General features: G+C 67.7%; 26 protein-coding genes and 1 tRNA gene. 11 read left to right on the top strand and 16 right to left on the bottom strand.

Annotation, left to right across the window (positions count from 1 at the left end; all coding sequences use genetic code 11):
* Window positions 1–349: 349 nt before the first annotated feature.
* From CRJ03_RS19195 to CRJ03_RS19175, 5 genes are all read right to left on the bottom strand, one after another.
* Entirely contained in the window at window positions 350–1,108 is a 759-nt protein-coding gene (locus CRJ03_RS19195; RefSeq protein WP_104020472.1) for a LuxR family transcriptional regulator, read from the bottom strand.
* Window positions 1,105–1,548: a type II 3-dehydroquinate dehydratase gene (gene aroQ / locus CRJ03_RS19190; RefSeq protein WP_104020471.1), complete on the bottom strand. Its 444-nt coding sequence runs from the start codon at window positions 1,546–1,548 to the stop codon at window positions 1,105–1,107. Before aroQ ends, CRJ03_RS19195 begins: the two co-directional genes overlap by 4 nt.
* 224 nt (window positions 1,549–1,772) lie before the next feature.
* Window positions 1,773–3,185, bottom strand: coding sequence for an MATE family efflux transporter (locus tag CRJ03_RS19185; RefSeq protein ID WP_104020470.1), 1,413 nt, complete (start codon window positions 3,183–3,185; stop codon window positions 1,773–1,775).
* Window positions 3,186–3,272: 87 nt separating this feature from the next.
* Window positions 3,273–4,565, bottom strand: coding sequence for an NAD(P)/FAD-dependent oxidoreductase (locus CRJ03_RS19180; RefSeq protein ID WP_104020469.1), 1,293 nt, complete (start codon window positions 4,563–4,565; stop codon window positions 3,273–3,275).
* 6 nt (window positions 4,566–4,571) lie between these two features.
* A complete protein-coding gene (locus CRJ03_RS19175; RefSeq protein WP_104020468.1) occupies window positions 4,572–5,795 on the bottom strand; it encodes an acyl-CoA dehydrogenase in 1,224 nt (407 codons plus the stop codon).
* A 114-nt stretch (window positions 5,796–5,909) separates the two neighbouring features.
* On the opposite strand from CRJ03_RS19175, the gene CRJ03_RS19170 reads away from it, so the two are divergent.
* Window positions 5,910–6,821 carry a LysR substrate-binding domain-containing protein gene (locus CRJ03_RS19170; RefSeq protein WP_104020467.1) on the top strand — a complete coding sequence of 304 codons (912 nt, stop codon included), beginning with the start codon at window positions 5,910–5,912 and terminating at the stop codon, window positions 6,819–6,821.
* Between the two features lie 113 nt (window positions 6,822–6,934).
* Here the strand turns inward: CRJ03_RS19170 and phoB are convergent, their stop codons facing one another.
* The 6 genes from phoB to CRJ03_RS19140 all read right to left on the bottom strand — a co-directional run bounded on the left by phoB (window position 6,935) and on the right by CRJ03_RS19140 (window position 11,682).
* Window positions 6,935–7,624, bottom strand: coding sequence for a phosphate regulon transcriptional regulator PhoB (phoB, locus tag CRJ03_RS19165; RefSeq protein ID WP_104020466.1), 690 nt, complete (start codon window positions 7,622–7,624; stop codon window positions 6,935–6,937).
* Window positions 7,625–7,639: 15 nt separating this feature from the next.
* Complete coding sequence (gene phoU / locus CRJ03_RS19160) at window positions 7,640–8,359, bottom strand: phosphate signaling complex protein PhoU (protein ID WP_104020465.1); 720 nt, start codon at window positions 8,357–8,359, stop codon at window positions 7,640–7,642.
* A gap of 171 nt (window positions 8,360–8,530) precedes the next feature.
* Window positions 8,531–9,574 (bottom strand): sensor histidine kinase, encoded by a 1,044-nt coding sequence (locus CRJ03_RS19155; protein ID WP_104020464.1) that lies wholly within the window; start codon window positions 9,572–9,574, stop codon window positions 8,531–8,533.
* A gap of 6 nt (window positions 9,575–9,580) precedes the next feature.
* Window positions 9,581–10,102 carry a gamma carbonic anhydrase family protein gene (locus tag CRJ03_RS19150; protein WP_104020463.1) on the bottom strand — a complete coding sequence of 174 codons (522 nt, stop codon included), beginning with the start codon at window positions 10,100–10,102 and terminating at the stop codon, window positions 9,581–9,583.
* Window positions 10,099–10,740 carry a guanylate kinase gene (gmk, locus tag CRJ03_RS19145; protein WP_104020504.1) on the bottom strand — a complete coding sequence of 214 codons (642 nt, stop codon included), beginning with the start codon at window positions 10,738–10,740 and terminating at the stop codon, window positions 10,099–10,101. The genes CRJ03_RS19150 and gmk overlap by 4 nt, the downstream gene beginning before the upstream one ends.
* A gap of 51 nt (window positions 10,741–10,791) precedes the next feature.
* Window positions 10,792–11,682, bottom strand: coding sequence for a YicC/YloC family endoribonuclease (locus tag CRJ03_RS19140; RefSeq protein ID WP_104020462.1), 891 nt, complete (start codon window positions 11,680–11,682; stop codon window positions 10,792–10,794).
* 259 nt (window positions 11,683–11,941) lie between these two features.
* Between CRJ03_RS19140 and CRJ03_RS19135 the strand changes: the two genes are divergently transcribed.
* Window positions 11,942–12,592, top strand: coding sequence for a PAS domain-containing protein (locus CRJ03_RS19135; protein WP_104020461.1), 651 nt, complete (start codon window positions 11,942–11,944; stop codon window positions 12,590–12,592).
* Between the two features lie 3 nt (window positions 12,593–12,595).
* Here the strand turns inward: CRJ03_RS19135 and CRJ03_RS19130 are convergent, their stop codons facing one another.
* Complete coding sequence (locus CRJ03_RS19130) at window positions 12,596–13,966, bottom strand: class II 3-deoxy-7-phosphoheptulonate synthase (protein ID WP_104020460.1); 1,371 nt, start codon at window positions 13,964–13,966, stop codon at window positions 12,596–12,598.
* A gap of 166 nt (window positions 13,967–14,132) precedes the next feature.
* Here CRJ03_RS19130 and CRJ03_RS19125 point away from each other — a divergent pair, with 166 nt between their 5' ends.
* Window positions 14,133–15,131: a GlxA family transcriptional regulator gene (locus CRJ03_RS19125; protein ID WP_104020459.1), complete on the top strand. Its 999-nt coding sequence runs from the start codon at window positions 14,133–14,135 to the stop codon at window positions 15,129–15,131.
* Window positions 15,132–15,455: 324 nt separating this feature from the next.
* On the opposite strand, the gene CRJ03_RS19120 is transcribed toward CRJ03_RS19125, so the two are convergent.
* The 4 genes from CRJ03_RS19120 to CRJ03_RS19105 all read right to left on the bottom strand — a co-directional run bounded on the left by CRJ03_RS19120 (window position 15,456) and on the right by CRJ03_RS19105 (window position 19,431).
* Complete coding sequence (locus tag CRJ03_RS19120) at window positions 15,456–16,241, bottom strand: ion channel (protein ID WP_104020503.1); 786 nt, start codon at window positions 16,239–16,241, stop codon at window positions 15,456–15,458.
* A gap of 45 nt (window positions 16,242–16,286) precedes the next feature.
* Window positions 16,287–18,110, bottom strand: coding sequence for an ABC-F family ATP-binding cassette domain-containing protein (locus CRJ03_RS19115; RefSeq protein ID WP_104020458.1), 1,824 nt, complete (start codon window positions 18,108–18,110; stop codon window positions 16,287–16,289).
* 38 nt (window positions 18,111–18,148) lie between these two features.
* Complete coding sequence (locus CRJ03_RS19110) at window positions 18,149–18,886, bottom strand: GNAT family N-acetyltransferase (protein ID WP_104020457.1); 738 nt, start codon at window positions 18,884–18,886, stop codon at window positions 18,149–18,151.
* Between the two features lie 86 nt (window positions 18,887–18,972).
* A complete protein-coding gene (locus CRJ03_RS19105; RefSeq protein WP_104020456.1) occupies window positions 18,973–19,431 on the bottom strand; it encodes an outer membrane protein assembly factor BamE in 459 nt (152 codons plus the stop codon).
* A gap of 90 nt (window positions 19,432–19,521) precedes the next feature.
* Between CRJ03_RS19105 and CRJ03_RS19100 the strand changes: the two genes are divergently transcribed.
* From CRJ03_RS19100 to CRJ03_RS19065, 8 genes are all read left to right on the top strand, one after another.
* Window positions 19,522–20,115 carry a YceD family protein gene (locus CRJ03_RS19100; protein WP_104020455.1) on the top strand — a complete coding sequence of 198 codons (594 nt, stop codon included), beginning with the start codon at window positions 19,522–19,524 and terminating at the stop codon, window positions 20,113–20,115.
* Between the two features lie 161 nt (window positions 20,116–20,276).
* Complete coding sequence (gene rpmF, locus CRJ03_RS19095; RefSeq protein ID WP_104020454.1) at window positions 20,277–20,483, top strand: 50S ribosomal protein L32; 207 nt, start codon at window positions 20,277–20,279, stop codon at window positions 20,481–20,483.
* A 25-nt stretch (window positions 20,484–20,508) separates the two neighbouring features.
* On the top strand, window positions 20,509–21,648 hold the full coding sequence (plsX, locus tag CRJ03_RS19090) for a phosphate acyltransferase PlsX (RefSeq protein WP_104020453.1): 1,140 nt from the start codon (window positions 20,509–20,511) through the stop codon (window positions 21,646–21,648).
* Window positions 21,645–22,619 carry a beta-ketoacyl-ACP synthase III gene (locus CRJ03_RS19085; RefSeq protein WP_104020452.1) on the top strand — a complete coding sequence of 325 codons (975 nt, stop codon included), beginning with the start codon at window positions 21,645–21,647 and terminating at the stop codon, window positions 22,617–22,619. Before plsX ends, CRJ03_RS19085 begins: the two co-directional genes overlap by 4 nt.
* 110 nt (window positions 22,620–22,729) lie before the next feature.
* Entirely contained in the window at window positions 22,730–23,032 is a 303-nt protein-coding gene (gene ihfA, locus CRJ03_RS19080) for an integration host factor subunit alpha (RefSeq protein WP_104020451.1), read from the top strand.
* Window positions 23,033–23,046: 14 nt separating this feature from the next.
* Window positions 23,047–23,763 (top strand): MerR family transcriptional regulator, encoded by a 717-nt coding sequence (locus CRJ03_RS19075; RefSeq protein WP_104020450.1) that lies wholly within the window; start codon window positions 23,047–23,049, stop codon window positions 23,761–23,763.
* A 67-nt stretch (window positions 23,764–23,830) separates the two neighbouring features.
* A tRNA-Pro gene (locus CRJ03_RS19070) sits at window positions 23,831–23,907 on the top strand.
* Window positions 23,908–23,971: 64 nt separating this feature from the next.
* On the top strand, window positions 23,972–25,045 hold the full coding sequence (locus CRJ03_RS19065; RefSeq protein ID WP_104020449.1) for a 2'-deoxycytidine 5'-triphosphate deaminase: 1,074 nt from the start codon (window positions 23,972–23,974) through the stop codon (window positions 25,043–25,045).

Below are 25,045 nucleotides of genomic sequence, written 5' to 3'. Positions count from 1 at the left end.
ATCGAGAGGCCCCCGGTTTCCGGGGGCCTTTTCGTTTCGGGACGCGCGATCAGAAAGGCGGCGGTGCGCCCGAAGACGCACCGCTATGACCGATCGCAATTGGGGATGAACGAGGGTCAAACCGAATTCGACTGCCGACACCGAAATGGGTGCCGACAGCCGAAATCCGGCAATGCCGGAAGAAAACGGTCCCCCAGAAACGCTTGGGGCTAGCTCCGCCTTCCGATGTTCCAAGCCAAAAAAGGCCATCACTCACGGAACACATCTCTTGTGCAACTTTACGCTGCGCAAGGAAAGTAAGGGATTCCTTACCGGGCAGTGGGGATTGATGCGCCAAGGGCATCCCGCGTCACCCCCGGTCGAGGATGAATATCTGGTTCTGAAAAGCCGCCTTGAGGATCGCCTGCGCCGTCGTTTCCACCGACAATGCGCGACGCGCCAGCCGCAGGTGTTTTTCCACCGTGGCGGGTGTCAGCCCCATCAGCACCGCGATATCCTGCACCGTCTTGCCGTCGCCGACCCAGCCCAGCACCTCGCGCTGCCGGTCGGTGAGCGGGCGGCGCGGCGATTCGTAGGGCAGGGACATGACGCAGCGATGCACCACGTTGTTGAGCGCGAGAATCGCCTCGCCATCACGTCGCCAGCACGCATCCACCTCGGCCTGCGTCATCCCCGGTCGCGCAGTGAGCGCGATCGCCGCCTTCATTCTCGGACGTAGCGAGCGAAAGCTGATCGAGTAGCCCGCCGTCACCCCGTGCCGCCGGTTGAAGGCGATCACCGCGCGCTCTTCGGGGGTGAAATCATCCGCCGCCGCGCGTGTATCGAGCACCGACCACGAGCACGCGCCGTCATTCTCCAGCGACCAGCGCACCATCGGCGCGTGGAAATACAGCCCCTCGTTGACAAACGTCTCGGCATAATCGGAATCGTGGTTCGTCAGCACGATGAAGTCGTCGGGGCTGCCCAGCGAATGCGCGGTGCGGTATTGCGTGCAGCCATAGAGCAGCCGGTCAAAGCCGTATTCGCCCATCGCCCGGGTGTGGATGTCCCACAGATCTTCCATCGTGGTTGCGTCCAGCAGCCGGTTCAGGACTGCCGACGCGATCATCCACGACGCTCCAGGTGTCCGCGCAGCGCGTCGATGGCCAGAACATAGCCCTGCGCGCCAAACCCGCAAATCACCCCGAGCGCCACCCGTGCGATGTAAGAGCGGTGGCGAAACGACTCGCGCGCATGGACGTTCGACAGGTGCAGCTCGATGGTCGGCACCTCCGCCGAACTGATCGCGTCCATCAGCGCGATAGAGGTATGCGTATAGGCTCCGGCGTTGAGGATGATCCCGTCATGCTGTCCGCGCGCCGCGTGGATGGCATCAATGAGGGCGCCCTCGTGGTTGCTCTGCGCGAAATCGAGCGCGAGCCCAAGCGCCTCGGCATGCGCGCGGCACATCGCCTCGATATCGCCAAGCGTCTCGTGGCCATAGACCTCGGGCTGCCGCGTGCCCAGCAGGTTGAGATTGGGGCCGTTCAGGATCAGGATGGAAGCCATGCGGAAATCTCCTCAATGCATCTAGATAACCCCGGGGCGCGCGATCTGTCGAGGGCTCGCGTGCATCTGAACTTCGACGTTCAAATACATGATTTCCAATTGAAATCGTAACTGGCTAAGCTGTCGGTGGGTTGTGTCGGCCATTCCGGTGTGATGTTATTTAACATAATACTGATTATGCGCGTTATGGATGTGACCACGGGCACCCGCAGACATCTCCCCCGTCAGCGATAGCTGCGCCCCGCGATCACCTGCATCCTCTGATCGGGACATGTGTAATGCGCGCCGAGCGGGTCGCGGCACGGCGCCTCGATCACCCGTAGTGCCAGCCACGCGCCGCCGGCGGCAAAGACCGCGCCGCCCAGCGCCTGCCCGATGAGCACGCCTTCGGCTCCGAAGATCGCGCCGAAGCCCAACGCAAACGGCCAGGTACCGGCCGTGTGCCGCCCCCAGTTGAGCGCCGTGGAATAGCCCGGATGGCCGAGGTTGTTGAATGCCGCGTTCGACACGAACAGGATGCCGTTGAGGGTCATCGCCGGTGCCAGCGGTCCCATGAACAGGTAGAGCAGCTCGCGCATCTGCCCCGTCGCCCCGAAAAGGTCGGCCACCGGTGCGCGCAGTGATACCAGCAAGACACAGGCCACCAGCATGTAGAGCGCCAGGAACCGCAGCCCCTCGCGGAACGTGCCCAGCACCCGGTCCATGCGCCCTGCCCCGAAATTCTGCGCGAATATCGGGCCCAGCGCCCCCGACAGCCCGAAGATCACCGACGAAACGAACGGCATCATCCGGTTGATGACCGCCATCCCCGCCACCGCGTCCGAGCCGTATTTCGCCATCTCGCGGGTAACGATGGCGGTGCCCACGGGCGTCGCGACCGTCGTCATCATCGCCGGGAACGCGATCCCCAGCGCATCGCGCAAATCCCGGCGCAGGCATTCCGGGCGTGGCCAGCAGAACGCGCGGTGGCGGCTTTGCGCCAGCGCAAGCGCCAGCACGGCAGTCGCGAGCCGCGCCAGCACCGTGGCTATCGCCGCCCCGTCAAGCCCCAGCCCCAGCGCGAAGATGAGGATCGGGTCCGCCACGCCGTTGACCGCGGCGCCGAGCAGCGACGGCACCATCGCACCCTGCGCGTCGCCATGTGCACGCAGAGCCGCGACCGCCACCATTGCCAACCCCGACAGCGCCGTGCTCGGCAGGATGATCCACAGATAGCCCGCCGCCAGCTCCGCCTCGCGACCGCCCGCACCGAGGAAGCCGAGGATCGGCTCCAGCAGCGGCAGTGTCAGCAGCGGCAGCAACGCACCGAATCCCAGCGCGATGACGGCGGTGCTCGCCGCGTGCTCGGCGGCGAGGTGCGGGTCGTCCTCGCCCAAGCCCCGCGCCACCAGCGCGCCCGCCGCGATAGACAGGCCGATATTCAGCGCGCTGGCAAAGAACATCACCACCCCGGCATAGCCCGCCGCCGCCGCCAGTTCGCTCTGGCCCAGCATCGCGATGAACATCACGTCCATCAGGTCCACGGCAAAGATCGCGGCGATGCCGAGGCTCGACGTGAGCGACATCACCGTGACGTGGCGAAAGAGATTGCCTTGGGTAAACCGGGCACTGCGCCCGGGCCTGTCTATTTGGGTCATTCCGCCGCTCCTGATTGCTGATGGCGGATATAGACCCTGCACCAGTGCGGAAAACGTCCCGGATGTCACACGACTTGTGCGAAAATGTCAGAGCCGCGCGGAAACCAGGTGCACCACCCGCGCCGCCATCTCGAAGCCGAGCGTGCGTAGCGCCGCCAGTGCCTCGGCATGGCTGTCCACGCACGGCACCGGCAGCCCCGCCTCGTCACCCGCCAGCAGCGCCTTGGCGGCGGCCTCTCCGAACACGGTGCCCGGCGCGATGCCGCGCCCCGAATAGCCGAACACCGCCAGCGCCCCCGGCCCCAGCCGCAGGATGCGCGGCAGGTGGTCGCCGGTCATCGCGATGCGTCCGGACCAGACATGCTCGAGCGGCGCATCGGCCAGCCGGGGCAGCAGATGCGCCAGCTTGCGCCGGGCCCAGCCCTCGTGGGTCTGCCCGCCCGCGCCCATCCCGCCCAGGATCACCCGCCCCGCCGCATCGCGCCTGAGCGAGGTCATCACCGTGCCGGTATCCCAGCACCCCTCGCCGCCCGGCAGGATATCTCCGCCGATGTTGTCGCCCAGCGGCGCGGTGGCGATCTGAAAGAACTGCACCACCGGCAGGTCCGGCAGGCGCGTGCCCTCGGCGGGCCGGTGATAGGCGTTGGTTGCCATCAGTAAACGGCGCGCCCGCAGCTTGCCGCCATCGGTGCGCAGCGTCCATTGCCCACCGTGATGCTCGGCGGCGACCACCGCGCTCCGCTCAAAGATGCGCGCGCCCGCGCCAGCGGCGGCGCGGGCCAGGCCACGCGCATAGGACAGCGGCTGAATCGTGCCCGCGCGCGGATCGTGCAGCGCGCCGTGAAACCGCTCCGATCCGGTGCGCCGCGCGGTCTCGTCCCCGTCGAGGAGCGTGACCGGCGCCCCCCGCGCCTGCGCCTGTTCCGCGCGGCGGCGCAGATCCTTCAGGCCGCCCGGCGCATGCGCCAGGTGGAGCGTGCCCGCCCTCTGCGGCTCGCAGGCGATGGCGTGCTGCGCGATCAGGTCAAAGACGCGGGTCGGGGCCGCCGCCAGCGTGGCGTTGAGCGCCTCGCCGGGCCCCTCGCCCAGCCGCGCCGCCACCGCATCGGGCGGCAGCCACAGCCCGGCATTGACGAGGCCCACGTTGCGCCCCGAGCCGCCGTGGCCCACGCGCTCGGCCTCCAGCAGCACCACCTCGGCCCCCTGCTCTGCCGCCGCCAGCGCCGCCGACAGCCCGGTATAGCCCCCGCCGATGATGGCGAGATCGGCGCTGCGCTCGCCCTGAAGATCGGGGGCGGCGAAGCGCTCTTCGGCGCTTGCGCTCCAGAGGGACTCTGGCTCTGTCTTGTCTTTTCTTTCCAGAGGATTACGCCCTGTCATTCATGTTCAGAAAAACGCCTGGAGCCCGGTCTGCGCCCGCCCGAGAATGAGAGCGTGCACATCATGCGTGCCCTCGTAGGTGTTGACCGTCTCGAGGTTGACCATGTGGCGAATGACCTGGAATTCCTCGGAAATGCCGTTGCCGCCATGCATGTCGCGGGCGTGCCGCGCGATCTCCAGCGCCTTGCCGCAATTGTTGCGCTTGATGAGGCTGATCATCTCTGGTGCGGCCTTTGCCTCGTCCATCAGCCGCCCGACCCGCAGCGCCGCTTCGGTTCCCAGCGCGATCTCGGTCTGCATGTTGGCGAGCTTGAGCTGGAAAAGCTGCGTCTGCGCCAGCGGCCGGTTGAATTGCCGCCGGTCAAGCCCGTATTGGCGCGCGGCATGCCAGCAGAACTCGGCCGCGCCCATCACCCCCCACGCGATGCCATAGCGCGCCCGGTTGAGACAGCCAAACGGCCCCTTGAGCCCTTGCACGTTGGGCAACAGCGCCTCTTCGCCGACCTCGACCCCATCCATCACGATCTCGCCGGTCACCGAGGCGCGCAAGCTCAGCTTGCCACCCACCTTGGGCGCGCTGAGGCCGGTCATCCCCTTGTCCAGCATAAAGCCGCGGATGCGCCCGTCATGGGCGTCGGATTTCGCCCAGACGACAAACACATCGGCGATCGGGCTGTTGGAAATCCACATCTTGGTGCCGGTCAGGCGATAGCCGCCATCGGTCTTCTCGGCACGGGTCTTCATCGCCGCCGGATCGCTGCCCGCGTCCGGCTCGGTCAGCCCGAAACAACCGATCAGCTCGCCGCTCGCCAGCCCCGGCAGGTATTTGCGGCGCTGTTCCTCGCTGCCATAGGCGTAGATCGGGTACATCACCAGCGAGCTCTGCACGCTCATCATCGAGCGATACCCCGAATCGACGCGCTCGATCTCGCGCGCGACGAGGCCATAGCTCACGTAATTCGCGCCCAGCCCGCCATATTCCTCGGGGATGGTGGTGCCCAACAGGCCCATCTCGCCCATTTCCCGGAAAATCTCCGGCTCCACCCGCTCTTCACGATAGGCGTCGATGACCCGCGGTTGCAGCACACCTTGGGCGAACTCGCGCGCGCTGGCGGCGATCATGCGCTCCTCATCCGAGAGTTGATCGTCGAGCCGCAGCGGATCGGCCCAGTCGAAACTGCCCAGGTCGGGCGCGTCCTTGGCACGGAGCGGGGTGGCGGGGGCATTCATGGCACTATCCTCAACATTTCGGGCGTATTGCTGCAAGGATAGACTGGTCAAACGCGTGCGAATACCGATATTTTCACATGAACCCATGAGTTTTTCGCAAGAAAGAGTAGTGTCATGCCCCTCCCCCGCCGCAGCCTGCCCTCCATCGCGTCCTTGCGCGCGCTAGAGGCGCTCGACCGTCTTGGCAGTGCCACGGCGGCGGCTGCGGAGTTGTCGCTCACGCAGAGCGCCGTCAGCAGGCAATTGAAAACGCTTGAAGATTTCATCGGCCACCCGATCCTGACGCGCGAGGGGCGCGGCGTGCGCCTGACGCCAGAGGCCGCCGACTACGCGGCCCGCGTGCGCGGCGCGCTGGAACAGATCGCGCAGGCGACGATGCGGCTGTCGGTGAATGCCGCGGGCGGCACGCTCAGCCTCGCGATCCTGCCCACCTTCGGGATGCGCTGGCTGGTGCCGCGCCTGCCGGATTTCGCGCACCGTCACCCGGAGGTCACGATCAACCTCTCCACCCGACTTGATAAGTTCAACTTCGCCTCGGAACCATTTGATGCGGCGCTACATTTTGGTAAACCAGACTGGCCCGGAACGGGCACGCTGCGGCTCCGGCACGAGGCGATGGTGGCGGTGGCCACGCCAGAGTTCCTCTCACGCCAACGCGCCGTCCGTGGCCCGCGCGATCTCCTGCGCCTGCCCCTCCTGCATATCGGGACGCGCCCCGACGCCTGGGCCGACTGGTTCGCGGCCCACGGCATCACTGGCGTGCCCATCGGCGGCACGATCCATGACCAGTTCGCAACAATCATGCAGATGGCGCTGCACGGGATGGGGGTGGCGCTCCTGCCCGATTACCTCGTGGAACAAGAGCTGGCCACCGGGCGGCTCGTGCCGCTCTGCGGCGGGCCGGTCACCATGCGCGGGGCCTATTACCTCGTCTGGCCAGAGCGCCGCGTGCAGGATGCCGCCCTCTCGGCCTTCCGCGACTGGCTCGCCGGTCAGGCGGATGACGAGGACGGGTTGCCGCGCTAAAGCGTGTCGCTCAAAAGCGGGAACCGGTTTTGAGCTTCTCGGACACGCGAAATCAATCGCTCAGAGCGGGTTGCGTGAATGCGAATGAACGCGACGACTCGCGTTGACCGCGATCAGCCGAGCGCGTAGCCCGCACCGCGCACCGTGCGCAGCGGATCTTCACCGCCATGCTGGCACAATGCCTTGCGCAGCCGCCCGATATGCACGTCCACGGTGCGCGTATCGACGTAGATATCGCGCCCCCAGACCCGGTCGAGCAATTGCTCGCGCGACCACACGCGCCCGGGCTTTTCCATGAAGGTGGCGAGCAGGCGAAACTCGGTCGGGCCGAGCTTGAGCGGCTTCTCGCTGCGCGTCACGCGGTGGGTCTCGGCGTCGAGCACGATATCCTCGTATTCCAGCCGCTCGCCGATGCTCGCGGGCCGCGTCCGGCGTAGCTGCGCGCGCACCCGCGCCATCAGCTCGACCAGCGAATAGGGCTTGATGACGTAGTCATCCGCCCCGGTCTCGAGCCCGCGCACCCGGTCCACCTCTTCCGAGCGCGCCGACAGCATGATGATCGGGATGCCCCGCGTCTCGGACCGGGTCTTGAGCTGCCGGCACACCTCGATCCCCGAGACATTGGGCATCATCCAGTCGAGCACGATGATGTCGGGGGGCGCCTCGGCCACCATCATCAGCGCCTCTTCGCCATTCCCGGCGGTCACCACGCGAAAGCCGTCGGCCTCCAGGTTGTAGCCCAGAACCTCGCGCTGCGCCGGCTCATCCTCGACCAGCAGCACGGTGGGTTGTTCGGTGGACATGGCCCGGTCCTCCCCTCACGACACCGGAGAGATCGAGGGGTCGGTGGAGGTCTTGTCGCCCTTGGGGCGCGGCTCGTCGGGCATCTCGCCGGTCACGAGATAGATCACCTGCTCGGCCACCGAGGTAACCAGATCGCCCATCCGCTCGGTATTCTTGGCGATGAAATGCAGGTGCATGCACGGCGTGATATTGCGCGCATCCTCCATCATGAAGGTCAGGAACTCGCGGAAGATGGCGTTGTACATCTGGTCCACGTCCTGGTCGCGCGCGATCACGTCCTCTGCCACCCCGGCGTCGCGCTGGATATAGGCGTCGAGCACGTCGCGCAGCATCTCCTCGACCTCGCGCGCCATCCGCCGCAGCGCCGCCGGAGAGCCGTTGACCTGCGTCATCGAGGTCAGCACGGCGGTGCGCTTGGCGATGTTCTTGGCATAGTCGCCGATCCGCTCGAGGCTGGCGGAAATCTTGATGACGGTCAGCACCAGGCGCAGGTCGCTCGCCGCGGGCGCGCGCCGCGCGATCAAAAGCGCGGCCTCCTCGTTGATCTTCTCTTCCAGCGCGTCGATCGCCGCGTCGGCGCGGCGCACCTCCTCGGCCAGCTCCTCGTCGCGGGTCTCGAGTGACCGCGCCGCATCTGCGATGGCCCGCTCGACCATTCCGCCCATCTTCATGATCTGCGCCTGGATGGCCTCCAGATCGCGGTCAAACGAGGACACGATATGTTTTTCGTTCATGGTCTCTGACTCTCCTCCGCCGGGCCCCGCCCGTGATGGGCCCCGGGGGTGATATGGGTTGCGCGGTCACGCGCGGCTCGGTGCCCGTGCTAGCTGTCTTGGGCAACAGGAATGCTAAACTTTTGCAACAGGATTATGACATCATGTTGCGCCGGGCGCCATGCCCGCCCGTCACCCGGTCCAGCGCGGCAGGATCACGCAAAACGTGCTGCCCTGCCCCGGCTCGGACGCGATGCGCAGCCGCCCGCGGTGGCGGTTGACGATGTGCTTGACGATGGCAAGGCCCAGCCCCGTGCCCCCCATCTCGCGAGAGCGGTGGGTGTCCACGCGGTAGAACCGCTCGGTCAGGCGCGGGATATGCAGCGGGTCGATCCCGGGGCCGCGGTCGCGCACCGTGGCGGCGATGGCGGGCCCCCGCAGCGTCACATCGTTGGGATGCGCCGCCAGCGTGATCTCCACCTCGTTGTCGTCCCCGCCATACTTGATCGCGTTCTCGACGAGGTTGGTGAACACCTGCTGCAACTGGTCTGCATTGCCCGGCACCAGGCACGCCTCCCCCGGCTCAAAGCGCAGCGCGCAGCCCCGTTCACGCGCCAGCGGCCGCAGCATGGTCACCACGGTGCCCATCACGCTACTCAGGTCGACCGGCTCGCGCGGGCGCACGCGCTCCTCGCCCTCGACCCGGCTCAGCGACAACAGGTCATGGACCAGCCGTTCCATCCGCGCCGCCTCGCGCGCCATGATGCCCAGAAACCGGTCCATCGCCGCCTCGTCACGGCGCGCGGGCCCCTGCAACGTCTCTATGAAACCCATGAGCGAGGTCAGCGGCGTGCGCAATTCGTGGCTCACGTTGGCGACGAAATCGCGCCGCATCTGCGCCGCCTGCTCGCGCTCGGTCAGGTCCTCGAACGACACCAGAACGCCGGGCGCTGCGCCCTTCTCGAGCGTCACCGCCGCCACGTGGGCGCGAAAGGTGCTGTCGCGCCCGTCCTTCGCGGCCTGGTAGGTGATACTGCGCACCGTGCCGTCCCCGGCGGTGGCCTCGATCGCCGCGCGCAGGTCGGGCTGGCGCATGGCGGTGAGGAAATGCCGCCCCTCGATGGCCTGCCCCAGCATCTCGCGCGCCGCCGCGTTGGCCGCGAGTATACGTGCGTCGGGCCCCACGAGCACCGCCGCGAGCGGCACCGCCGCGAGCAGCGAGACGATGCCCTCCATCCCCGCTCAGACCTCGCTCAGCCCGGCGCGAAAGCGGCGCATCCGCTCCTGGTAATGCACGGCACTCGCGCGCAGCCCGGCGATGGCGTCGGCATCGAGGCCGCGCACCACCCGCCCCGGCGCGCCCACAACGAGGCTGCCATCGGGGATTTCCTTGCCTTCCGTCACCAGCGCGCCCGCCCCGATCAGGCAATCGCGCCCGATTACCGCGCCGTTGAGCACGGTGGCCCCCATGCCGATCAGGCTGTTCTCGCCGATGGTGCAGCCGTGCAGCATCGCCTTGTGCCCGATGGTACAGCCCGCCCCGATCGTGAGCGGATAGCCCATGTCGGTGTGCATCACGCAGTTTTCCTGCACGTTGCTGCCCCTGCCCACACGGATTTCCTCGTTGTCACCCCGCAGCGTGCAGCCAAACCAGACCGACGCCCCCGCCTCGATCACCACGCGGCCGATCACGTTGGCATCGGGCGCGATCCAGGTGTCGTCCGCCACCTCGGGCGCGACACCGTCCAGTGCATAGAGCGTCATAGCGTCTCCTCGAATTCGGTCTGCAGCCGCCGCACGTGATCGGTCAGCCAGGGCTGTTGCGTGCGGCGCAGGCGGGTGGCCTCGATGATCGTCCGGAGCCGCGCCTCGGCGACGTCGAGATCGTCGTTGACCAGCACGAAATCGTAGCTGTCCCAATGGCTGATCTCGTCCCAGCTCTTCTGCATCCGTCGCGCGATCACCTCCGGCGCGTCCTTGCCGCGCGCCTGCAGGCGGCGGTGCAGCTCATGGATCGAGGGCGGCAGCAGGAAGATCGACAGCGTGTGCCCGCCAAGCGCGGAGTTGCGGATCTGCTGCGCACCCTGCCAGTCGATGTCGAAAAGCACGTCGTTTCCTGCGTCGATCGAGGCCTGTACGGGTGCGCGCGGCGAGCCGTAGAAATTGCCGAAGACATGCGCGTGCTCCAGCATCCCGCCCTCCGACACCTGCCGCTTGAACGCCTCTTCCGACAGGAAGTGATAGTCGAGCCCGTCCTCCTCGCCCGTCCGCGGCGCGCGGGTCGTGGCCGAAACCGAGAAACTCAGCGTCGGATCCCATTGCAAAAGCCGCTGCGACAGCGTCGATTTGCCCGCGCCCGAGGGCGAGGACAGGATGATCAGAAGCCCACGCCGCTCGCTCATCGCGCGGCCCCCCGCTTCATCTTGCCAAAAATATCCATCCACCCTCTCCGCTCATTCCACGTTCTGAATCTGCTCGCGCATCTGGTCGATCACCGTCTTGAGATCGAGCCCCACCGCCGTGAGATCCGCGTTCTGCGCCTTCGAACACAGCGTGTTGGCCTCGCGCATGAATTCCTGCGCCAGGAAATCGAGCTTGCGCCCCACCGGCGAGCCCTGCGCCAGCAATTCGCGCGCCGCCGCCACATGGGCGTGCAGCCGGTCGATTTCCTCGGTCACGTCGAGCCGCACGGCCACCAGCGCCAGTTCCTGCGCGATCCGCTCAGGGGCAACCTGCCCGGCCTGGTCGGTGACCCGCACCAGCGCCGCGCGATGCGCCTCGGCGATCGCCCCGGCGCGCGCGCCCAGCGTGTCCTCGGCCTGCGTCACCCGCGCCGCGATCCGGTCGAGCTGATCTGCGATCACCCGGCCCAGCGCCGCGCCCTCGGCCTCGCGCATCGCCACGAAATCGCCCAGCAGCGCGTCGAATTCCGCCTCCAGCGCCGGGGCGTCCTCCGCGTTGGCCACCGGCGCGCCGCCGGTCTCCAGCAGGCCGCGCAGCGCCAGCACCTGCGCCGCCGTCGAGGGTGCGAGCGTCAGCCCCGCCGCATCGGCGCGCCGCTCGGTCTCGGTCAGCGCCGCCAGCGCCACGTCGAGCGCCCCCGCGTCAAGCGAGAGCCCACCCGCCTCGGCCATGTCGTGAAACCGCAGCACCACCGTCACGTTGCCGCGCGCGAGCCGTTTGGCCGCCGCCGACCGCAGCCGCGTCTCCAGCCCCTCGACGCCTTCGGGCAGGCGCAGCCGCAGGTCGAGCCCCTTGCCGTTGACGCCGCGTATCTCCCAGACCGTTGCGCGCGGGCCATGCTGTCCGCTGCGCGTGGCAAAGGCGGTCATCGAGCGGATCATGGGGCTTTGGGCCTCCCTCGTGGCGGTGCAGCCCCCGTGTTAGCCATTGCGCGTCCGGCTGGCAAGCCGCGCATCCGGGCGCGCTCCGGGCGCGCAAGGGTTAACCAGATACCGCGAATTTTAGATACATGCGCGGCGAATTGTGGCAATCTTTATGCACCGTCCGGCGCCGAGAACGCGGCTTCACCAGGCTGAGGCAAGCCTGCGGCACCCAGGCGCATATCGACGGTGCGGGGGCGCACAACGAGGGATTAGGACCATGTGGGATGATCCGACGGAACCGGGCCCGGTGCAGGGCGACACAATCGAAACACAGGCGCAGACCGAGGCGCACCTGCGCGCCTTTCGCGCCCATTGGGAGGGGTGCCGACGCGGCGGCGACGTGCCCATGCGCGCCGATATCGACCCGCGCGGCATCGAACCGCTGATTTCCAGCGCCTTCATCGCCGAACGCATCGCGCCGGGCATGGTGCGGCTGCGGGTGGCGGGAATGCACCTCAACGATCTGATGGGCATGGAGGTGCGCGGCATGCCGCTCGCCACCTTCATCGAGCCGGGCGACCGCGATGCCTTTGCCCTGCGGCTGGTCGATCTCTTCGACGGCCCGGCGGTCCTGCGCTTCGCGCTGCGCGCGCGCCGCGGGATCGGGCGGCCCGCGCTCGGCGGTACGCTGATGTTGCTGCCGCTACGCAGTGACCTGGGCGACATCTCGCGCGCGCTGGGCTGCCTCGTGACCGACGGCACCACCGGGCGCACGCCCCGCCGCTTCGGCATCGCGGATGCCGAGACGCAGCCGCTCTCCGGCGCCGCGCCGCGCGACACCGCGCCGCCCCTGCGCACGCTGGCAGGCGGACGGTCGCAGGCCCCGACCGGGCCCCGCGACCGCTCTCACCTGCGGCTCGTCACCTGAGCATCAGACGGCTTGCGCCTCGGCCATGCGCTCGCGCTGGCCCTTGAGCTCCTCGGCCACGAGAAACGCAAGCTCCAGCGATTGCGACGCATTGAGACGCGGATCACACGCGGTGTGGTAGCGATCCGACAGGCTCTCCTCGCTCAGCGCGCGCATCCCCCCGGTGCATTCGGTCACGTCCTGCCCGGTCATCTCGAAATGCACGCCGCCGGGGATGGTTCCTTCCGCGCGGTGGATGGCAAAGAATTCCTGCACCTCGCGCAGCACCGAGTCGAACGGCCGGGTCTTGTAGCCGGTGGCCGACTTGATCGTGTTGCCGTGCATCGGGTCGCACACCCACAGCACGTTGGCGCCCTCCTCCTCGACCGTGCGGATGAGCCGCGGCAGGTTCTCGCCCACCTTGCCCGCGCCAAACCGCGCGATCAGCGTCAGCCGCCCGGCCTCGTTCTCGGGGTTGAGCGTCGCCAACAGCCGCTTGAGATCGTCCGAGGTCATGGTCGGGCCGCATTTCAGCCCGATCGGGTTGAGCACCCCGCGCAAAAACTCCACATGCGCGCCGTCGGGCTGGCGCGTGCGGTCGCCGATCCACAGCATGTGCCCCGACCCCGCCAGCCATTTGCCAGAGGTCGAATCGAGACGGGTGAGCGCCTCCTCGTATTCCAGCAACAGCCCCTCGTGCGAGGTGTAGAAATCCACCGACTTGAGCGTGTGCGCGCTCTCGCTGTCCACGCCCGCGGCCTTCATGAAGTCGAGCGCGTCGGCGATATGGCTGGCCATCTCGCGATAGCGCGCGGCCTTCTCGCTCTCGGTGAAGCCCAGCGTCCATTGGTGCACCTGGTGCATATCGGCGTATCCGCCGGTGGAGAACGCGCGCAACAGGTTCAGCGTCGCCGCCGCCTGCGTGTAGGCCTGCAGCATCTTCGCCGGGTCAGGGATGCGCGCCTCCGGGGTAAAGGCCAGCTCGTTGACGATGTCACCGCGATAGCTGGGCAGCTCGACACCCTCCACCACCTCGGTAGGCGCGCTGCGCGGCTTGGCAAACTGCCCGGCCATGCGCCCCACCTTGACCACCGGCACCTTGGCGCCATAGGTCAGCACCATCGCCATCTGCAGCATCACCTTGAACGTGTCGCGGATCGCATCCGCCGAGAACTGGTCGAACGCCTCGGCGCAATCGCCGCCCTGCAACAGGAACGCCTCGCCCCGCGACGCCGCCCCAAGCGCGCGTTTGAGGCGCCGCGCCTCCCCGGCAAAGACCAGAGGCGGATACTGGCGCAGACGATCCTCGACGCGGGCGAGCGCCCCGGCATCGGGATAATCCGGCATCTGCACCCGCTCTTTCGCGCGCCAGCCGGTTTTCTGCCATTCCGTCATCTTCGGTCTCCGCTTTCTCATTTGATCGGACATCTCTATAATCCACCGGACGCGCAGAGGCCAGCCGCGGAATCGGTCAAAATGCGACACGAATGTGCGTGTTTGGCTTGTGAATCGCGACGTTTTGGTGACAGTGACGCTGGGACGGAGCGCAAGAGGGGGCCCGATGTCAGATGCCGTGACAGTCAAGGTGGATGTGCCAAGGGCGCCAGCACGCTTCGTGTTCGTGCTGCTTGACTCGTTCACGCTCCTGAGCTTTGCCGGTGCGCTGGAATGCCTGCGCATCGCCAACCGCATGGCCGGCGCAGAGCTTTACACATGGGCCCTGACCGGTGACACCGACGATGTCGTGACCTGCTCCAACGGCGTGCGCTTCCACGTCGATTTCCCGCTCTCCGAACTGAAACGCGAGGATGTGCTGATCTTGTGCGGCGGGGTCGATGTCCAGAAGACCGCCACCAAGCGGATGCTCAACTGGCTGCGCCGCGAGGCGCGCCGCGGGTTGCGCATCGGCGGGCTGTGCACCGCGTCCTACGTGATGGCGCGCGCCGGGCTGCTCGACGGCAAGCGCGCCACCATCCACTGGGAGAATCACGATGCCTTTCTCGAGGAATTCGAAGAGGTGACGCTGACCAAGTCGATCTTCATGATCGACGGCAACCGCATGACCACGGCAGGCGGCACCGCCTCGATCGACCTGATGCTCAGCCTGATCGCCGCCGAGCATGGCGAAAAGCTCGCCAACGCGGTGGCCGACCAGCAGATCTATTCCTCGATCCGCACCGACCAGGACACCCAGCGCCTCTCGGTGCCCACCCGAATCGGCGTGCGCCACCCCAAGCTCAGCCAGGTCATCCAGATGATGGAGAGCAATATCGAGGAACCGATCAGCCCCTCGATCCTGGCCCGCGAGGTGGGCATGTCCACCCGCCAGCTCGAACGCCTGTTCCGCCGCTACCTCAGCCGCAGCCCCAAGCGGTATTACATGGAACTGCGGCTGCAAAAGGCGCGCAACCTGTTGATGCAGACCGACATGACGGTGATCAACGTGGCACTGGCCTGCGGCTTCGCCTCGCCGTCGCATTTCTCCAAATGCTACCGCGCGCACTACCAGACCACCCCCTACCGCGAGCGCGGGGCCCACGGGGCGCGGCTATCGGTCTGACGCGGCGGGGCGCGGGGGCGGTATCGGCCTTGAGCGGACGTTGGACCATCTGGTCCCGGCGCGGAATCAAGGCCGAAGGCCGCCGCGCCATCGCCTGTCCGCCCCCCGGACAGGCGATTTGGCTAAGCTAGCGCGCCGATTGCATGTTTTTCGGGAAAGCAGAAATAAAGTGCCCTGAAAAACCGTTGGATCGCCTGCCCGCGGACATGCGATGACGCGGCTCACTGCAACGGCGGCTAAAGGCCAACCACAACACCCGGCCCTCCGCGCCACGCCCCGTCTTCCCCGGGCCTGACGCCATGACCTCCCGACGCCCCGCCAGCCCTACTGCGCGCCCTCCGTCTCGATCTTCAGCTCGATCCCGCAATGCTTGCAATGGATCGCGTCGGGGTCGTGCTTCAACAGCCCGCATTCCGGGCATTTGTGGCGCACTTTCGAGGGCATGAAGATGGCCCGCGCCAGCCGCAGGAACAGCCCCACGCCGACGATCATGATCCCGACCGCCAGCAGCCGCCCGGACCAGGTGGTCATGAGAATGTCGCCATATCCCGTCGTCGTCAGCGTCGTGACGGTGAAATAGAGCGCGTCCACATAGGTCTCGAGCCCCGGCTCGCGCCCGCCGCGCAGCAGCAGCACAAGCGCCGTCATGGCAAAGATGAACACCAGTAGGTTGGCCGTAGCGAGGATCGCGTCCTCGTGCAGCCGGAAGAAGCGCCAGTCGCGCCGCAGGTCGCGCAACAGGTGATAGGAATGCACCAGCCGCAACGCGCGCAGCAGCCGCAGCGCCGCCCATCCCTGCCCCAGCACCGGTACCGCCAGAAGCGAGGCGAGCACCACGATATCCACCAGAACGTAAAGCTGCCGCAGGTGCCGCCACCGGTTCTCGGCGATCCACAGACGGCACAGGAAATCCGCCGAGATCACGGCGGCCACCGCCATGTCGGCCAGCAGCAGCGCGGGCGTCAGGGGCAGGGTCGCGGTCGACAGAAAGAACACGATGCTCGCCACGTCGAACGCCAAGAGCGCATAGCGAAACCGCGTCGCGCGTTTCGAGCGCCCCTCGTAGAGGAGGCGGACACTGTCGTGCAGGCTGCGATCCGAACTGCTCATGCGCCCGAGCATATCCGCGCAACCGACCGGGCTACAGCGAAAAAATCAGCCCGTTGCCTCGGCCTTCTCGGCGAGCGACAGCCACTCCTCCTCGGCCTCGGCCAGCGCCTTTTGCCGCGCGGTCAGCGCCTCGGTCGCGCGGCGGAACTTGACCGGCTCGCGACTATAGAGATCGGGATCGGCCAACAGCTCCTCCAGCTTGGCGATCTCCGCCTCCAGCCGCTCGATCTGCCCGGGCAACTCCTCCAGCCGGTGCGCCTCGGTAAAGCTCAGCCTTACAGGCTTGGCTTCCTGCTTCAACTCCGCGTTCTTCTGCGTTGTTTTCACGCTCTTTTTCGCAGTGTCATCGCTTCCCTTCGCGCCACCGCGTTGCGCGCGATAATCGCTCCAGCCACCGGCATAGGCGGTTGCGCGGCCGTCGCCCTCCATGGCGATGGTGGTGCTCGCCACCCGGTCAAGGAAATCGCGGTCGTGGCTCACCAGCAGAACGGTCCCCGCGTAATCGTCGAGCAATTCCTGCAGCAAATCCAGCGTCTCGATATCGAGATCGTTGGTCGGCTCGTCGAGCACCAGTACGTTGCTCTCCCGCGCCATGATCCGCGCCAGCAAGAGCCGCGCTTTTTCCCCGCCCGACAATGACTTGACCGGCGCGCGCGCCTGTCGCTCGTCGAACAGGAAATCCTTGAGATACCCGACCACGTGGCGCGGCTGCCCACGCACCAGCACCTGGTCCGCCTGGCCCGCGACACGCATCTCCGCGTCACCCGTCAGGCTCTCCCACAGCGTCATCTCGGGGTCGAGCCGCGCACGCGCCTGGTCGAACACCGCCGGCACCAGGTTGGTGCCATGCGTGACCGTGCCGCTGTCGGGGGCCACCTCGCCCATCAGCATCTTCAAGAGCGTCGTCTTGCCCACCCCATTGGGCCCGACAAACGCCACGCGCTCGCCCCGCATGATCCGCAGGCTGAACGGCCTCAAGATGAGCTTGTCATCGTAAGCCTTTGAAATATCATTGGCTTCGATCACCTTGCGACCGGAATTCGGGCCGCTCTCCAGCGCCATTGCCGCCGTGCCCTGCCGCTTGATCTGGTTGCGCCGTTCCTCGCGCAGCGCCTGCAATGCGCGCACCCGCCCCTGGTTGCGCTTGCGCCGCGCGCTGATGCCCTCCACGGCCCAGCGGGCCTCGGCCTTGATCTTGCGGTCGAGCTTGTGGCGCTGCTGGTCCTCTTCCTCCCAGAGCTTGTCGCGCCATTCCTCGAAATGCGCGAAACCCCGCTCCTGCCGCCGCGTCATTCCCCGGTCAATCCAAAGAGTTGCACGGCTAAGTTCACGCAAGAAGGCGCGGTCGTGGCTGATGAGAACAAAGCCCTTTCGCGTGGCCTTCAACTGCTCTTCCAGCCAGCCGATCGCCTCGATATCGAGATGGTTGGTCGGCTCGTCGAGCAGCATCAGCTCCGGCGCCTCGGCCATCAGCTTGGCCAGCGCCGCGCGCCGCCGTTCCCCGCCCGAGGCGGTCTCGACCGGCCGCGCGGGGTCGAATTTCAGCCCCTCGCCCGCCATCTCCACCCGGTATTCCTCGCCCGGCGCCAGCGCGCTCGCGGCGAAATCACCCAGCGTGGCAAAGCCGGCCATCGCCGGTTCCTGCTCCATGTAGCCCACGCTCACGCCCGGCGAGACGACGCGCACGCCCCGGTCGGGCTCCACCAGCCCGGCCATCACCTTCATCAGCGTGGATTTTCCCGATCCGTTCCGCCCCACCAATGCCACCCGGTCGCCGGGCTGCACCACCAGCGACAGGTCGGCGAACAGCGGTGCGCCGCCAAAAGTGAGCGAGATATCGGTGAGTTGCAAAAGCGGGGCACGGGCCATGCGCGCGGGCTATCCCGCGGCCCCGCCACAGTCAAGCCTCACCCCGCCAGCGCCCGCAGCAGCCGCGCCCGCGCCGCCGGGATTGCTCCGATCTCGACCCCGGTAAAGACGTGCAGCGTGTCCATCTGCCGGTCGATCACCGCGTGATCGCTCACCCAGCCGCCCATCATCAGGTAGGTTCGCAGCAAGGGCGGCATATGCCGCATCGCTTCCTTGAGGTCGGGCTTGTACCGTTTCAATCGCTCGGCAAAGCGGAACACGGCGGGCGCCTTGACCCGCGGCCACCACCGCCGCGGCGCCAGGTGCCGCGCCCCCAGCACCGCAAAAGAATCGAGATACGGGGCAGTCTCCACCCCCTTGAAAGACGAACAGCCAAACAGCATCGCCACCCCGTGCTCGTCCACCAGCCGCGTCATCGCCGCCCACGCCACGCGCAGGATGTCCGGATCGGTCAGCCCGGGCCGGATGCAGAATCGCCCCATCTCGGCCATCCGCCCCTCGAACGCCGCCAGTGCCGATAATTCATAGAATTGCGCCGAATAGCTGCGCGCAATCCCGGCCCCGTCCTCCAGCAGCAGCACCCGGAAACAGCACACCAGCCGCCCGCCCCGCGCCTCCTCGACCAGCAGGTGCAGGCACGCCGCGTCATGGGCATCGGCGTCGCAGCCTCCGGCATTCCCCAGAAACGCCTCGGCGCGCAGCGCCTGGGCGCGGGCGACGTCCCCGGGACCGCGCGCCAGCCGAGCCACGTAGCGCCCCTGCCGGATCTCTCTCATGTCACCGTCTCCACGCGGCCGCTCGCCCCCCGGCGATACCTCCTGCACCCGGCGCGTGACATCTCCAAGACAATGCGGCGCGCGCGCTATTCGCCGAACAGTTGCTCTGGGTTGAGCGCGCCGATATTGCTGAGCACCTGCCGCAGGAAGCCGTTCTTGACCACCGAGCTGTCTGTCACCCGGCGCGAGAGCGGCACGATCTGTCCGTCCTCCAGCCCGAATCTCTCGATATTGGCGATGGTGTCGTCGTCGTTGAACGATATCGCCAGTACCTCGCGCTCGATCACCTGCGGGCGCAGCATCATGTAGGTGCGCTTGCGCGAGCGGACGTAGTAATAATCGCCATCACCCACCATCCCCGAGACCGAGGGCGGCCCGATCAGATCGTCCACCGTCGCGCGGGTATCGACGCCGACGATCAGATTCTCGAGATCGTTCTCGGGCGGGACATAGCCATGATTCTGGTAGGTGGCCGAGCAGGCGGTCACCCCGATGAGACCACACAGGGCAAGGACACGCAGCACTCGCATTGAAATCGCCGTCATCTCTGCCCTCTTGTCACCACCGCTCGCGGCTTTTATCCCGCTTACATCAATGCAGCCCCCGGGTTCAAGAATTCAAAGCAAGAGGCCGCGATGTCCGCCGATACCGGCTCCACCCACCGTATCCCCGTCCCGCGCCTCGCACGGCACGGCGGCCACCGCTTCGAGATCGTGCCCGACGCGGCCGCGCGCGCGACGCTGGCCGCGCGCCTCGACCTCCTCGATCTGCGCAAACTGAGCCTCAGGGGAGAGATCACCCCCGACGGCCCCCGCGACTGGCTGCTCAGCGCCACGCTCGGGGCGACGGTCGTGCAGCCCTGCGGCGTCACCCTCGCGCCGGTGACCACCCGCATCGACGAGACCGTGACGCGCCGCTACACGCCCGACGCCACCCCGCCCGAGGCCGCGCCCGTCGACGAGATCGAGATGCCCGAGGACGACACGATAGAGCCCCTGGGCGCGGTGATCGACCTCGATGCCGTGCTCGCCGAGGCGCTGGCGCTGGCGCTGCCGCCCTGGCCGCGCAGCGACGCGGCAGAACTCGGCACCCTCTCGGCCGCGCCCGACGGGGCGGAAAACGACGATGACGATGCGCCCCGCCGCCCGTTTGCCGGGCTCGCCGGACTGCGCGACCGGCTGGCCGGGAATGACGACGACGAGGGCAATGACAGCGGCCCCTCCGGCTGAGCCGGAAGCCATCCCAAGAATCGCTTGCCCCGGCCCCAAATCTCTGTATTTTCGCGCTCTCACCGGAATTTGGGGTTGAACCGGCGGCTCGGTCAGGATTAAGAGCCGCGAACACCCGTGAAACATGGGCCGATCCGGCCCGCAGGAATTGAGGTTGTGACATGGCCGTCCAACAGAACAAGGTCTCGAAATCGCGCCGCAACAATCGCCGCGCGCATGATTCACTCACCGCGGGCAATCCCAACGAATGCCCCAATTGCGGCGAGTTGAAGCGCCCGCACCACGTCTGCGCGGCCTGTGGCCACTACGCAGAGCGCGAAGTCGTCGCCATGGTGGACGATATCGACCTGGAAGACGACGCCGCCTGAGACACTATTCGGGGGCATCGGCCGCATGGGCGCTCAGGGCGATCAGGACATGACCGGCGCGGGGCGCTTCGTGATCTCGATTGACGCCATGGGCGGCGATGAGGGGCCCGCCGCCGTGGTGGCGGGCATGGCCCAATCCGCCAGCAAGAATCCGCGCATCGGATTCATCCTGCACGGGCCGCGCGACACGCTCGCGCCGCTGGTCGCCAGGCGCCGGGAACTGACCGACCGGGTCACCATCCGCAACGCGCCCGAGGTCGTGTCGATGACCGACAAGCCCGCTCAGGTGGTGCGCCACGGGCACGACACCTCGATGTGGTCGGCGCTCGAATCGGTGCGCGCAGGCGAGGCGACGGTCTGCGTCTCCTGCGGCAATACCGGCGCGCTGATGCTGATGTCGGTCATCCGCCTGCGCAAGTTGCCGGGCATCTATCGCCCCGCCATCGCGGTGATGTGGCCCTCGCAGAACCCGCAACAGCACAACATCATGCTCGACGGCGGCGCGGATATCCGCGCCGACGCCAAGGACCTGATGCAATACGCGCTGATGGGCGCGTCCTACGCGCGCAACGGCTTTGGCCTCAAGCGCCCGCGCATCGGCCTGCTGAACGTGGGCACCGAGGAACACAAGGGCCGCGCCGAGCTGCGCGAGGCGCATGAGCTGATCGCCGCCAATGCCGCGAACGCGGATTTCGAGTTCGTGGGCTTCGTCGAGGGGCGCGACCTGCCCGGCACGCGCTGCGACGTGATCGTGACCGACGGCTTCACCGGCAATGTCGCGCTCAAGACCGGCGAGGGCATCGCCAACCTGATCACCGACCTCCTGCGCGAGGCCTTCGCCTACACGCCGCTGTCGCGGCTGGCGGCACTGCTGGCCTATACCTCGCTTCGGCGGATGAAGAAACGCGTCGATCCGCGCCGCGCCAATGGCGGCGTGTTCCTCGGGCTGAATGGCACCGTGGTCAAGTCGCACGGCGCAGCGGACGCCACGGGCGTTTCGTCGGCGATAAAGCTCGCCTTCGACCTCGCGCAGACCGGCTTCACCGCCAAGCTCGCCGCCCGCGTCGCCGCCGCGGCCCCGCTCGACCGCGAGGACGACGGCGACCAACACGACACCGGGGACGACAACACCGGGGACGACAACCACGGAGACCTCGCGCCATGACCCGCCGCGCCACGGCCCTCGGCACCGGGCACTACCTGCCCGCCCGCATCGTGCCAAACAGCGAATTCGAGGCCACCCTCGACACCACGGACGAGTGGATTCGCTCGCGCTCGGGGATCGAGCGCCGCCACTTCGCCGCCGAGGACGAGACCACCTCCACCCTCGCCCTCCACGCCGCGCGCGCCGCCCTCGCCAATGCCGGGCTCACACCGGACGACATCGACGGCCTGATCGTCGCCACCTCCACGCCGGACCTCACCTTCCCCTCGGTCGCCACGATGGTGCAGGAGGGGCTGGGCATGTCCCACGGTTTCGCCTTCGACGTGCAGGCGGTCTGCGCCGGGTTCGTCTACGCGCTCGCCACCGCCAACGCGATGATCGTCGCGGGCCAGGCCGAGCGGCTGCTGCTGATCGGGTCCGAGACGTTCTCGCGCATCATGGACTGGTCCGACCGCTCCACCTGCGTGCTGTTCGGCGACGGCGCCGGCGCTCTGGTACTCGGGGCCACCGAGGGCACCGGCACCAACGCCGATCGCGGCATCCTCTCGGTCGATCTCAATTCCGACGGGCGCTACCGCGACATGCTCTACGTCGATGGCGGCGTATCGACGACTGGCGATGCGGGCAAAGTCAGGATGCAGGGCAACGCGCTCTTCCGGCAGGCCGTCGAGAAACTCGCCGCCACCGCCGAGACCGCGCTCGGCAAGGTCGGCCTCACCGGGCCGGACGTCGATTGGATCGTGCCGCACCAGGCCAATATCCGCATCATCCAGGGCACCGCAAAGAAGCTGGGCCTGTCGATGGACCGCGTCATCGTCACCGTGCAGGACCACGGCAACACCTCCGCCGCCTCGATCCCGCTGGCGCTCTCGGTGGGCGTGGCCGAGGGGCGCATCCGCCCCGGGCAGATCGTCTTGTCCGAGGCGATCGGCGGCGGGCTGGCGTGGGGCGCGGTGGTGATGCGCTGGTAAACCGCGCGTCGGCCTGCAAAAATCCGCGCCACCTCCCAGTCCCCGGGACCATCACGATTGACACGGCACGGGCTTCGCCGCACACTGAGCCGCAAAAATGCGGGGACGGTATGACCAACAAGACACTGACACGGATGGACCTGAGCGAAGCGGTATTCCGCGAAGTGGGGCTGTCGCGCAACGACGCGTCCCAGATGGTGGAGAGCGTGCTTACCCACGTCTCGGACGCGCTGGCGCGTGGCGAACCGGTCAAGATATCTTCCTTCGGCACGTTCTCGGTACGCGACAAGTCGGCCCGCGTGGGCCGCAACCCCAAGACCGGCGAGGAAGTCCCCATCAAGCCGCGCCGGGTGCTCACCTTCCGGCCCTCGCACCTGATGAAGGATCGCGTTGCGATCGGCAACAAGCGCTGAGGACACCGCCGCACATGGGCAAATCCGCCGACGCCTTCCGCACCATCAGCGAGGTGGCAGACTGGCTCGAGGTGCCCGCCCACGTGCTGCGCTTCTGGGAGAGCAAGTTCACCCAGGTGAAACCGGTCAAGCGCGCGGGCGGGCGACGCTACTACCGCCCCGCCGACATGCGGCTGCTCGGCGGGATCAAGGTGCTGCTGCACGACGAGGGCATGACCATCAAGGGTGTGCAGAAGATGCTGCGCGAACAGGGGGTAAGCCACGTCGCCGCGCTCTCGCCCGGGTTCGAGGGAGAACAGGCGACACCCACGCCAGTCGCGCAGGTGCTCAGCTTCGCCCGCCCCGACGCGCCGCAGGACGCGACCGCGCAAGAGCCACCCTCCGACCCAGAGCCTGAGCCTGAGCCCACCACCGCGGCAGAACCCGAACCAGAACCGCAAACCGAGCCAGAACCCGCACCGGAGCCGCAGACAGCGACAAAGCCTGGATCGGAGCCCGAACCCGAGCCCGAACCGGAAGCCGCCTCTGCGCCCGAACCGGCCCCCGACCCACAGGCCCCCGCCCTGCCCTCGCTGCCGGATCTGCCCGACGATCCGCCCGACGACATGGCCGCCGCGCCGGGGCCGCTCGCGCGTCTCGCCACGCTGCCCCGCCCGCTGCCAGCCGATCTCGCGGCCACGCTCTCGGCGCTGGCCGAACGGCTGCGCGACGCGGGTGCGCCAAAGGCATGAGCGGCGGCAATATTTCGCATCGCCCCCCTTGCCCCCGCGCGCAAAACCGGTATGAACAGCGCATCGTCGGGCTATGGCGCAGCCTGGTAGCGCGTCCGTCTGGGGGACGGAAGGTCGCAGGTTCGAGTCCTGCTAGCCCGACCAAATCGACCGACGATCCCGCCGCCCGCGTGTCGCGGGGCCTCTGCGACGGCCGAGGGGGCCACCGATGACCGGCGTTCTCTCCTGCCAGCAAATCTCGGCGATGATCGACGCGGGCCAGATCGCGTCCGATCCCGCCATCCTGCCCGAACAGGTCCAGCCCGCCAGCCTCGATCTCCGCCTCGGCCCCGTGGCCTACCGCGTGCGCGCCTCGTTCCTGCCCGGTGCCGGACAGACCGTCGCCGACCGGCTTGATGAGTTCGGGATGCACCGCATAGAGCTTGGCCCCGGCGCGGTTCTGGAAAAGGGCTGCGTCTACCTCGTCCCGCTGATGGAACGGCTGGCACTGCCCGAGGGCGTGCAGGCGGTGGCCAATGCCAAGTCCTCCACCGGACGGCTCGACCTGCTCACTCGCACGATCACCGATGGCGGGACAGAATTCGACCGCGTGCCGCCGGGCCACACCGGCCCGCTCTATGCCGAAATCTGCCCGCGTTCCTTCTCGGTGCTGGTGCGCCCCGGCATGCGGCTCAACCAGGTCCGCTTTCGCTCGGGCGACGCGCGGCTCTCGGATGCCGCGATGCATCGCTTGCACGCCGAGACGCCGCTCGTCGACGGCCCGGCGGTGATCGACAGCGGGCTCGCCTTCTCGGTCGATCTGCGCCCCGAGGCAGGCACGCTCACCGGCTACCGTGCCAAGCCGCATACCGGCCTGATCGACCTCGACCGCATCGGCCACTACCCGGCCGCCGATTTCTGGGAAGAGGTCCACGCGCGCGACGGCCATATCGTCCTCGACCCCGGCGCGTTCTACATCCTCGTCAGCCGCGAGGCGGTGCACATCCCCCCCGGCTATGCCGCCGAGATGGCCCCCTTCGTGGCGATGGCGGGCGAATTCCGGGTGCATTACGCGGGGTTCTTCGATCCCGGCTTCGGCCACGCGGCTGCGGGCGGCACCGGCGCGCGCGGCGTGCTCGAGGTGCGCTGCCACGAGGCACCCTTCGTGCTAGAGCACGGCCAGATCGTCGGGCGGCTGGTGTATGAGAGCATGGATACGGTGCCCGACCGCCTCTACGGCGCGGACATCGCGTCAAACTACCAGGGACAGGGGCTGAAACTGTCCAAGCACTTCCGGGCCTGA

The organism is Roseovarius nitratireducens, from assembly GCF_002925845.1.
Classification (GTDB): Bacteria; Pseudomonadota; Alphaproteobacteria; order Rhodobacterales; family Rhodobacteraceae; genus Roseovarius; species Roseovarius nitratireducens.
This window is presented reverse-complemented; position numbering and strand designations above follow the sequence as displayed.

What these genes read in the sequence shown, in the direction of transcription:
- CRJ03_RS19125 (WP_104020459.1), top strand. Translation starts at nt 14,133, where the DNA reads ATGTCAGATGCCGTGACAGTCAAGGTGGATGTGCCAAGGGCGCCAGCA.
- aroQ (WP_104020471.1), bottom strand. Translation starts at nt 1,548, where the DNA reads ATGGCTTCCATCCTGATCCTGAACGGCCCCAATCTCAACCTGCTGGGC.
- CRJ03_RS19105 (WP_104020456.1), bottom strand. Translation starts at nt 19,431, where the DNA reads ATGACGGCGATTTCAATGCGAGTGCTGCGTGTCCTTGCCCTGTGTGGT.
- ihfA (WP_104020451.1), top strand. Translation starts at nt 22,730, where the DNA reads ATGACCAACAAGACACTGACACGGATGGACCTGAGCGAAGCGGTATTC.
- CRJ03_RS19075 (WP_104020450.1), top strand. Translation starts at nt 23,047, where the DNA reads ATGGGCAAATCCGCCGACGCCTTCCGCACCATCAGCGAGGTGGCAGAC.
- CRJ03_RS19110 (WP_104020457.1), bottom strand. Translation starts at nt 18,886, where the DNA reads ATGAGAGAGATCCGGCAGGGGCGCTACGTGGCTCGGCTGGCGCGCGGT.
- phoB (WP_104020466.1), bottom strand. Translation starts at nt 7,624, where the DNA reads ATGTCCACCGAACAACCCACCGTGCTGCTGGTCGAGGATGAGCCGGCG.
- CRJ03_RS19065 (WP_104020449.1), top strand. Translation starts at nt 23,972, where the DNA reads ATGACCGGCGTTCTCTCCTGCCAGCAAATCTCGGCGATGATCGACGCG.
- CRJ03_RS19185 (WP_104020470.1), bottom strand. Translation starts at nt 3,185, where the DNA reads ATGACCCAAATAGACAGGCCCGGGCGCAGTGCCCGGTTTACCCAAGGC.
- CRJ03_RS19195 (WP_104020472.1), bottom strand. Translation starts at nt 1,108, where the DNA reads ATGATCGCGTCGGCAGTCCTGAACCGGCTGCTGGACGCAACCACGATG.
- CRJ03_RS19150 (WP_104020463.1), bottom strand. Translation starts at nt 10,102, where the DNA reads ATGACGCTCTATGCACTGGACGGTGTCGCGCCCGAGGTGGCGGACGAC.
- rpmF (WP_104020454.1), top strand. Translation starts at nt 20,277, where the DNA reads ATGGCCGTCCAACAGAACAAGGTCTCGAAATCGCGCCGCAACAATCGC.
- CRJ03_RS19140 (WP_104020462.1), bottom strand. Translation starts at nt 11,682, where the DNA reads ATGATCCGCTCGATGACCGCCTTTGCCACGCGCAGCGGACAGCATGGC.
- CRJ03_RS19135 (WP_104020461.1), top strand. Translation starts at nt 11,942, where the DNA reads ATGTGGGATGATCCGACGGAACCGGGCCCGGTGCAGGGCGACACAATC.
- CRJ03_RS19175 (WP_104020468.1), bottom strand. Translation starts at nt 5,795, where the DNA reads ATGAATGCCCCCGCCACCCCGCTCCGTGCCAAGGACGCGCCCGACCTG.
- CRJ03_RS19170 (WP_104020467.1), top strand. Translation starts at nt 5,910, where the DNA reads ATGCCCCTCCCCCGCCGCAGCCTGCCCTCCATCGCGTCCTTGCGCGCG.
- CRJ03_RS19100 (WP_104020455.1), top strand. Translation starts at nt 19,522, where the DNA reads ATGTCCGCCGATACCGGCTCCACCCACCGTATCCCCGTCCCGCGCCTC.
- CRJ03_RS19115 (WP_104020458.1), bottom strand. Translation starts at nt 18,110, where the DNA reads ATGGCCCGTGCCCCGCTTTTGCAACTCACCGATATCTCGCTCACTTTT.
- CRJ03_RS19130 (WP_104020460.1), bottom strand. Translation starts at nt 13,966, where the DNA reads ATGACGGAATGGCAGAAAACCGGCTGGCGCGCGAAAGAGCGGGTGCAG.
- phoU (WP_104020465.1), bottom strand. Translation starts at nt 8,359, where the DNA reads ATGAACGAAAAACATATCGTGTCCTCGTTTGACCGCGATCTGGAGGCC.
- CRJ03_RS19155 (WP_104020464.1), bottom strand. Translation starts at nt 9,574, where the DNA reads ATGGAGGGCATCGTCTCGCTGCTCGCGGCGGTGCCGCTCGCGGCGGTG.
- plsX (WP_104020453.1), top strand. Translation starts at nt 20,509, where the DNA reads ATGGGCGCTCAGGGCGATCAGGACATGACCGGCGCGGGGCGCTTCGTG.
- CRJ03_RS19120 (WP_104020503.1), bottom strand. Translation starts at nt 16,241, where the DNA reads ATGAGCAGTTCGGATCGCAGCCTGCACGACAGTGTCCGCCTCCTCTAC.
- CRJ03_RS19180 (WP_104020469.1), bottom strand. Translation starts at nt 4,565, where the DNA reads ATGACAGGGCGTAATCCTCTGGAAAGAAAAGACAAGACAGAGCCAGAG.
- gmk (WP_104020504.1), bottom strand. Translation starts at nt 10,740, where the DNA reads ATGAGCGAGCGGCGTGGGCTTCTGATCATCCTGTCCTCGCCCTCGGGC.
- CRJ03_RS19085 (WP_104020452.1), top strand. Translation starts at nt 21,645, where the DNA reads ATGACCCGCCGCGCCACGGCCCTCGGCACCGGGCACTACCTGCCCGCC.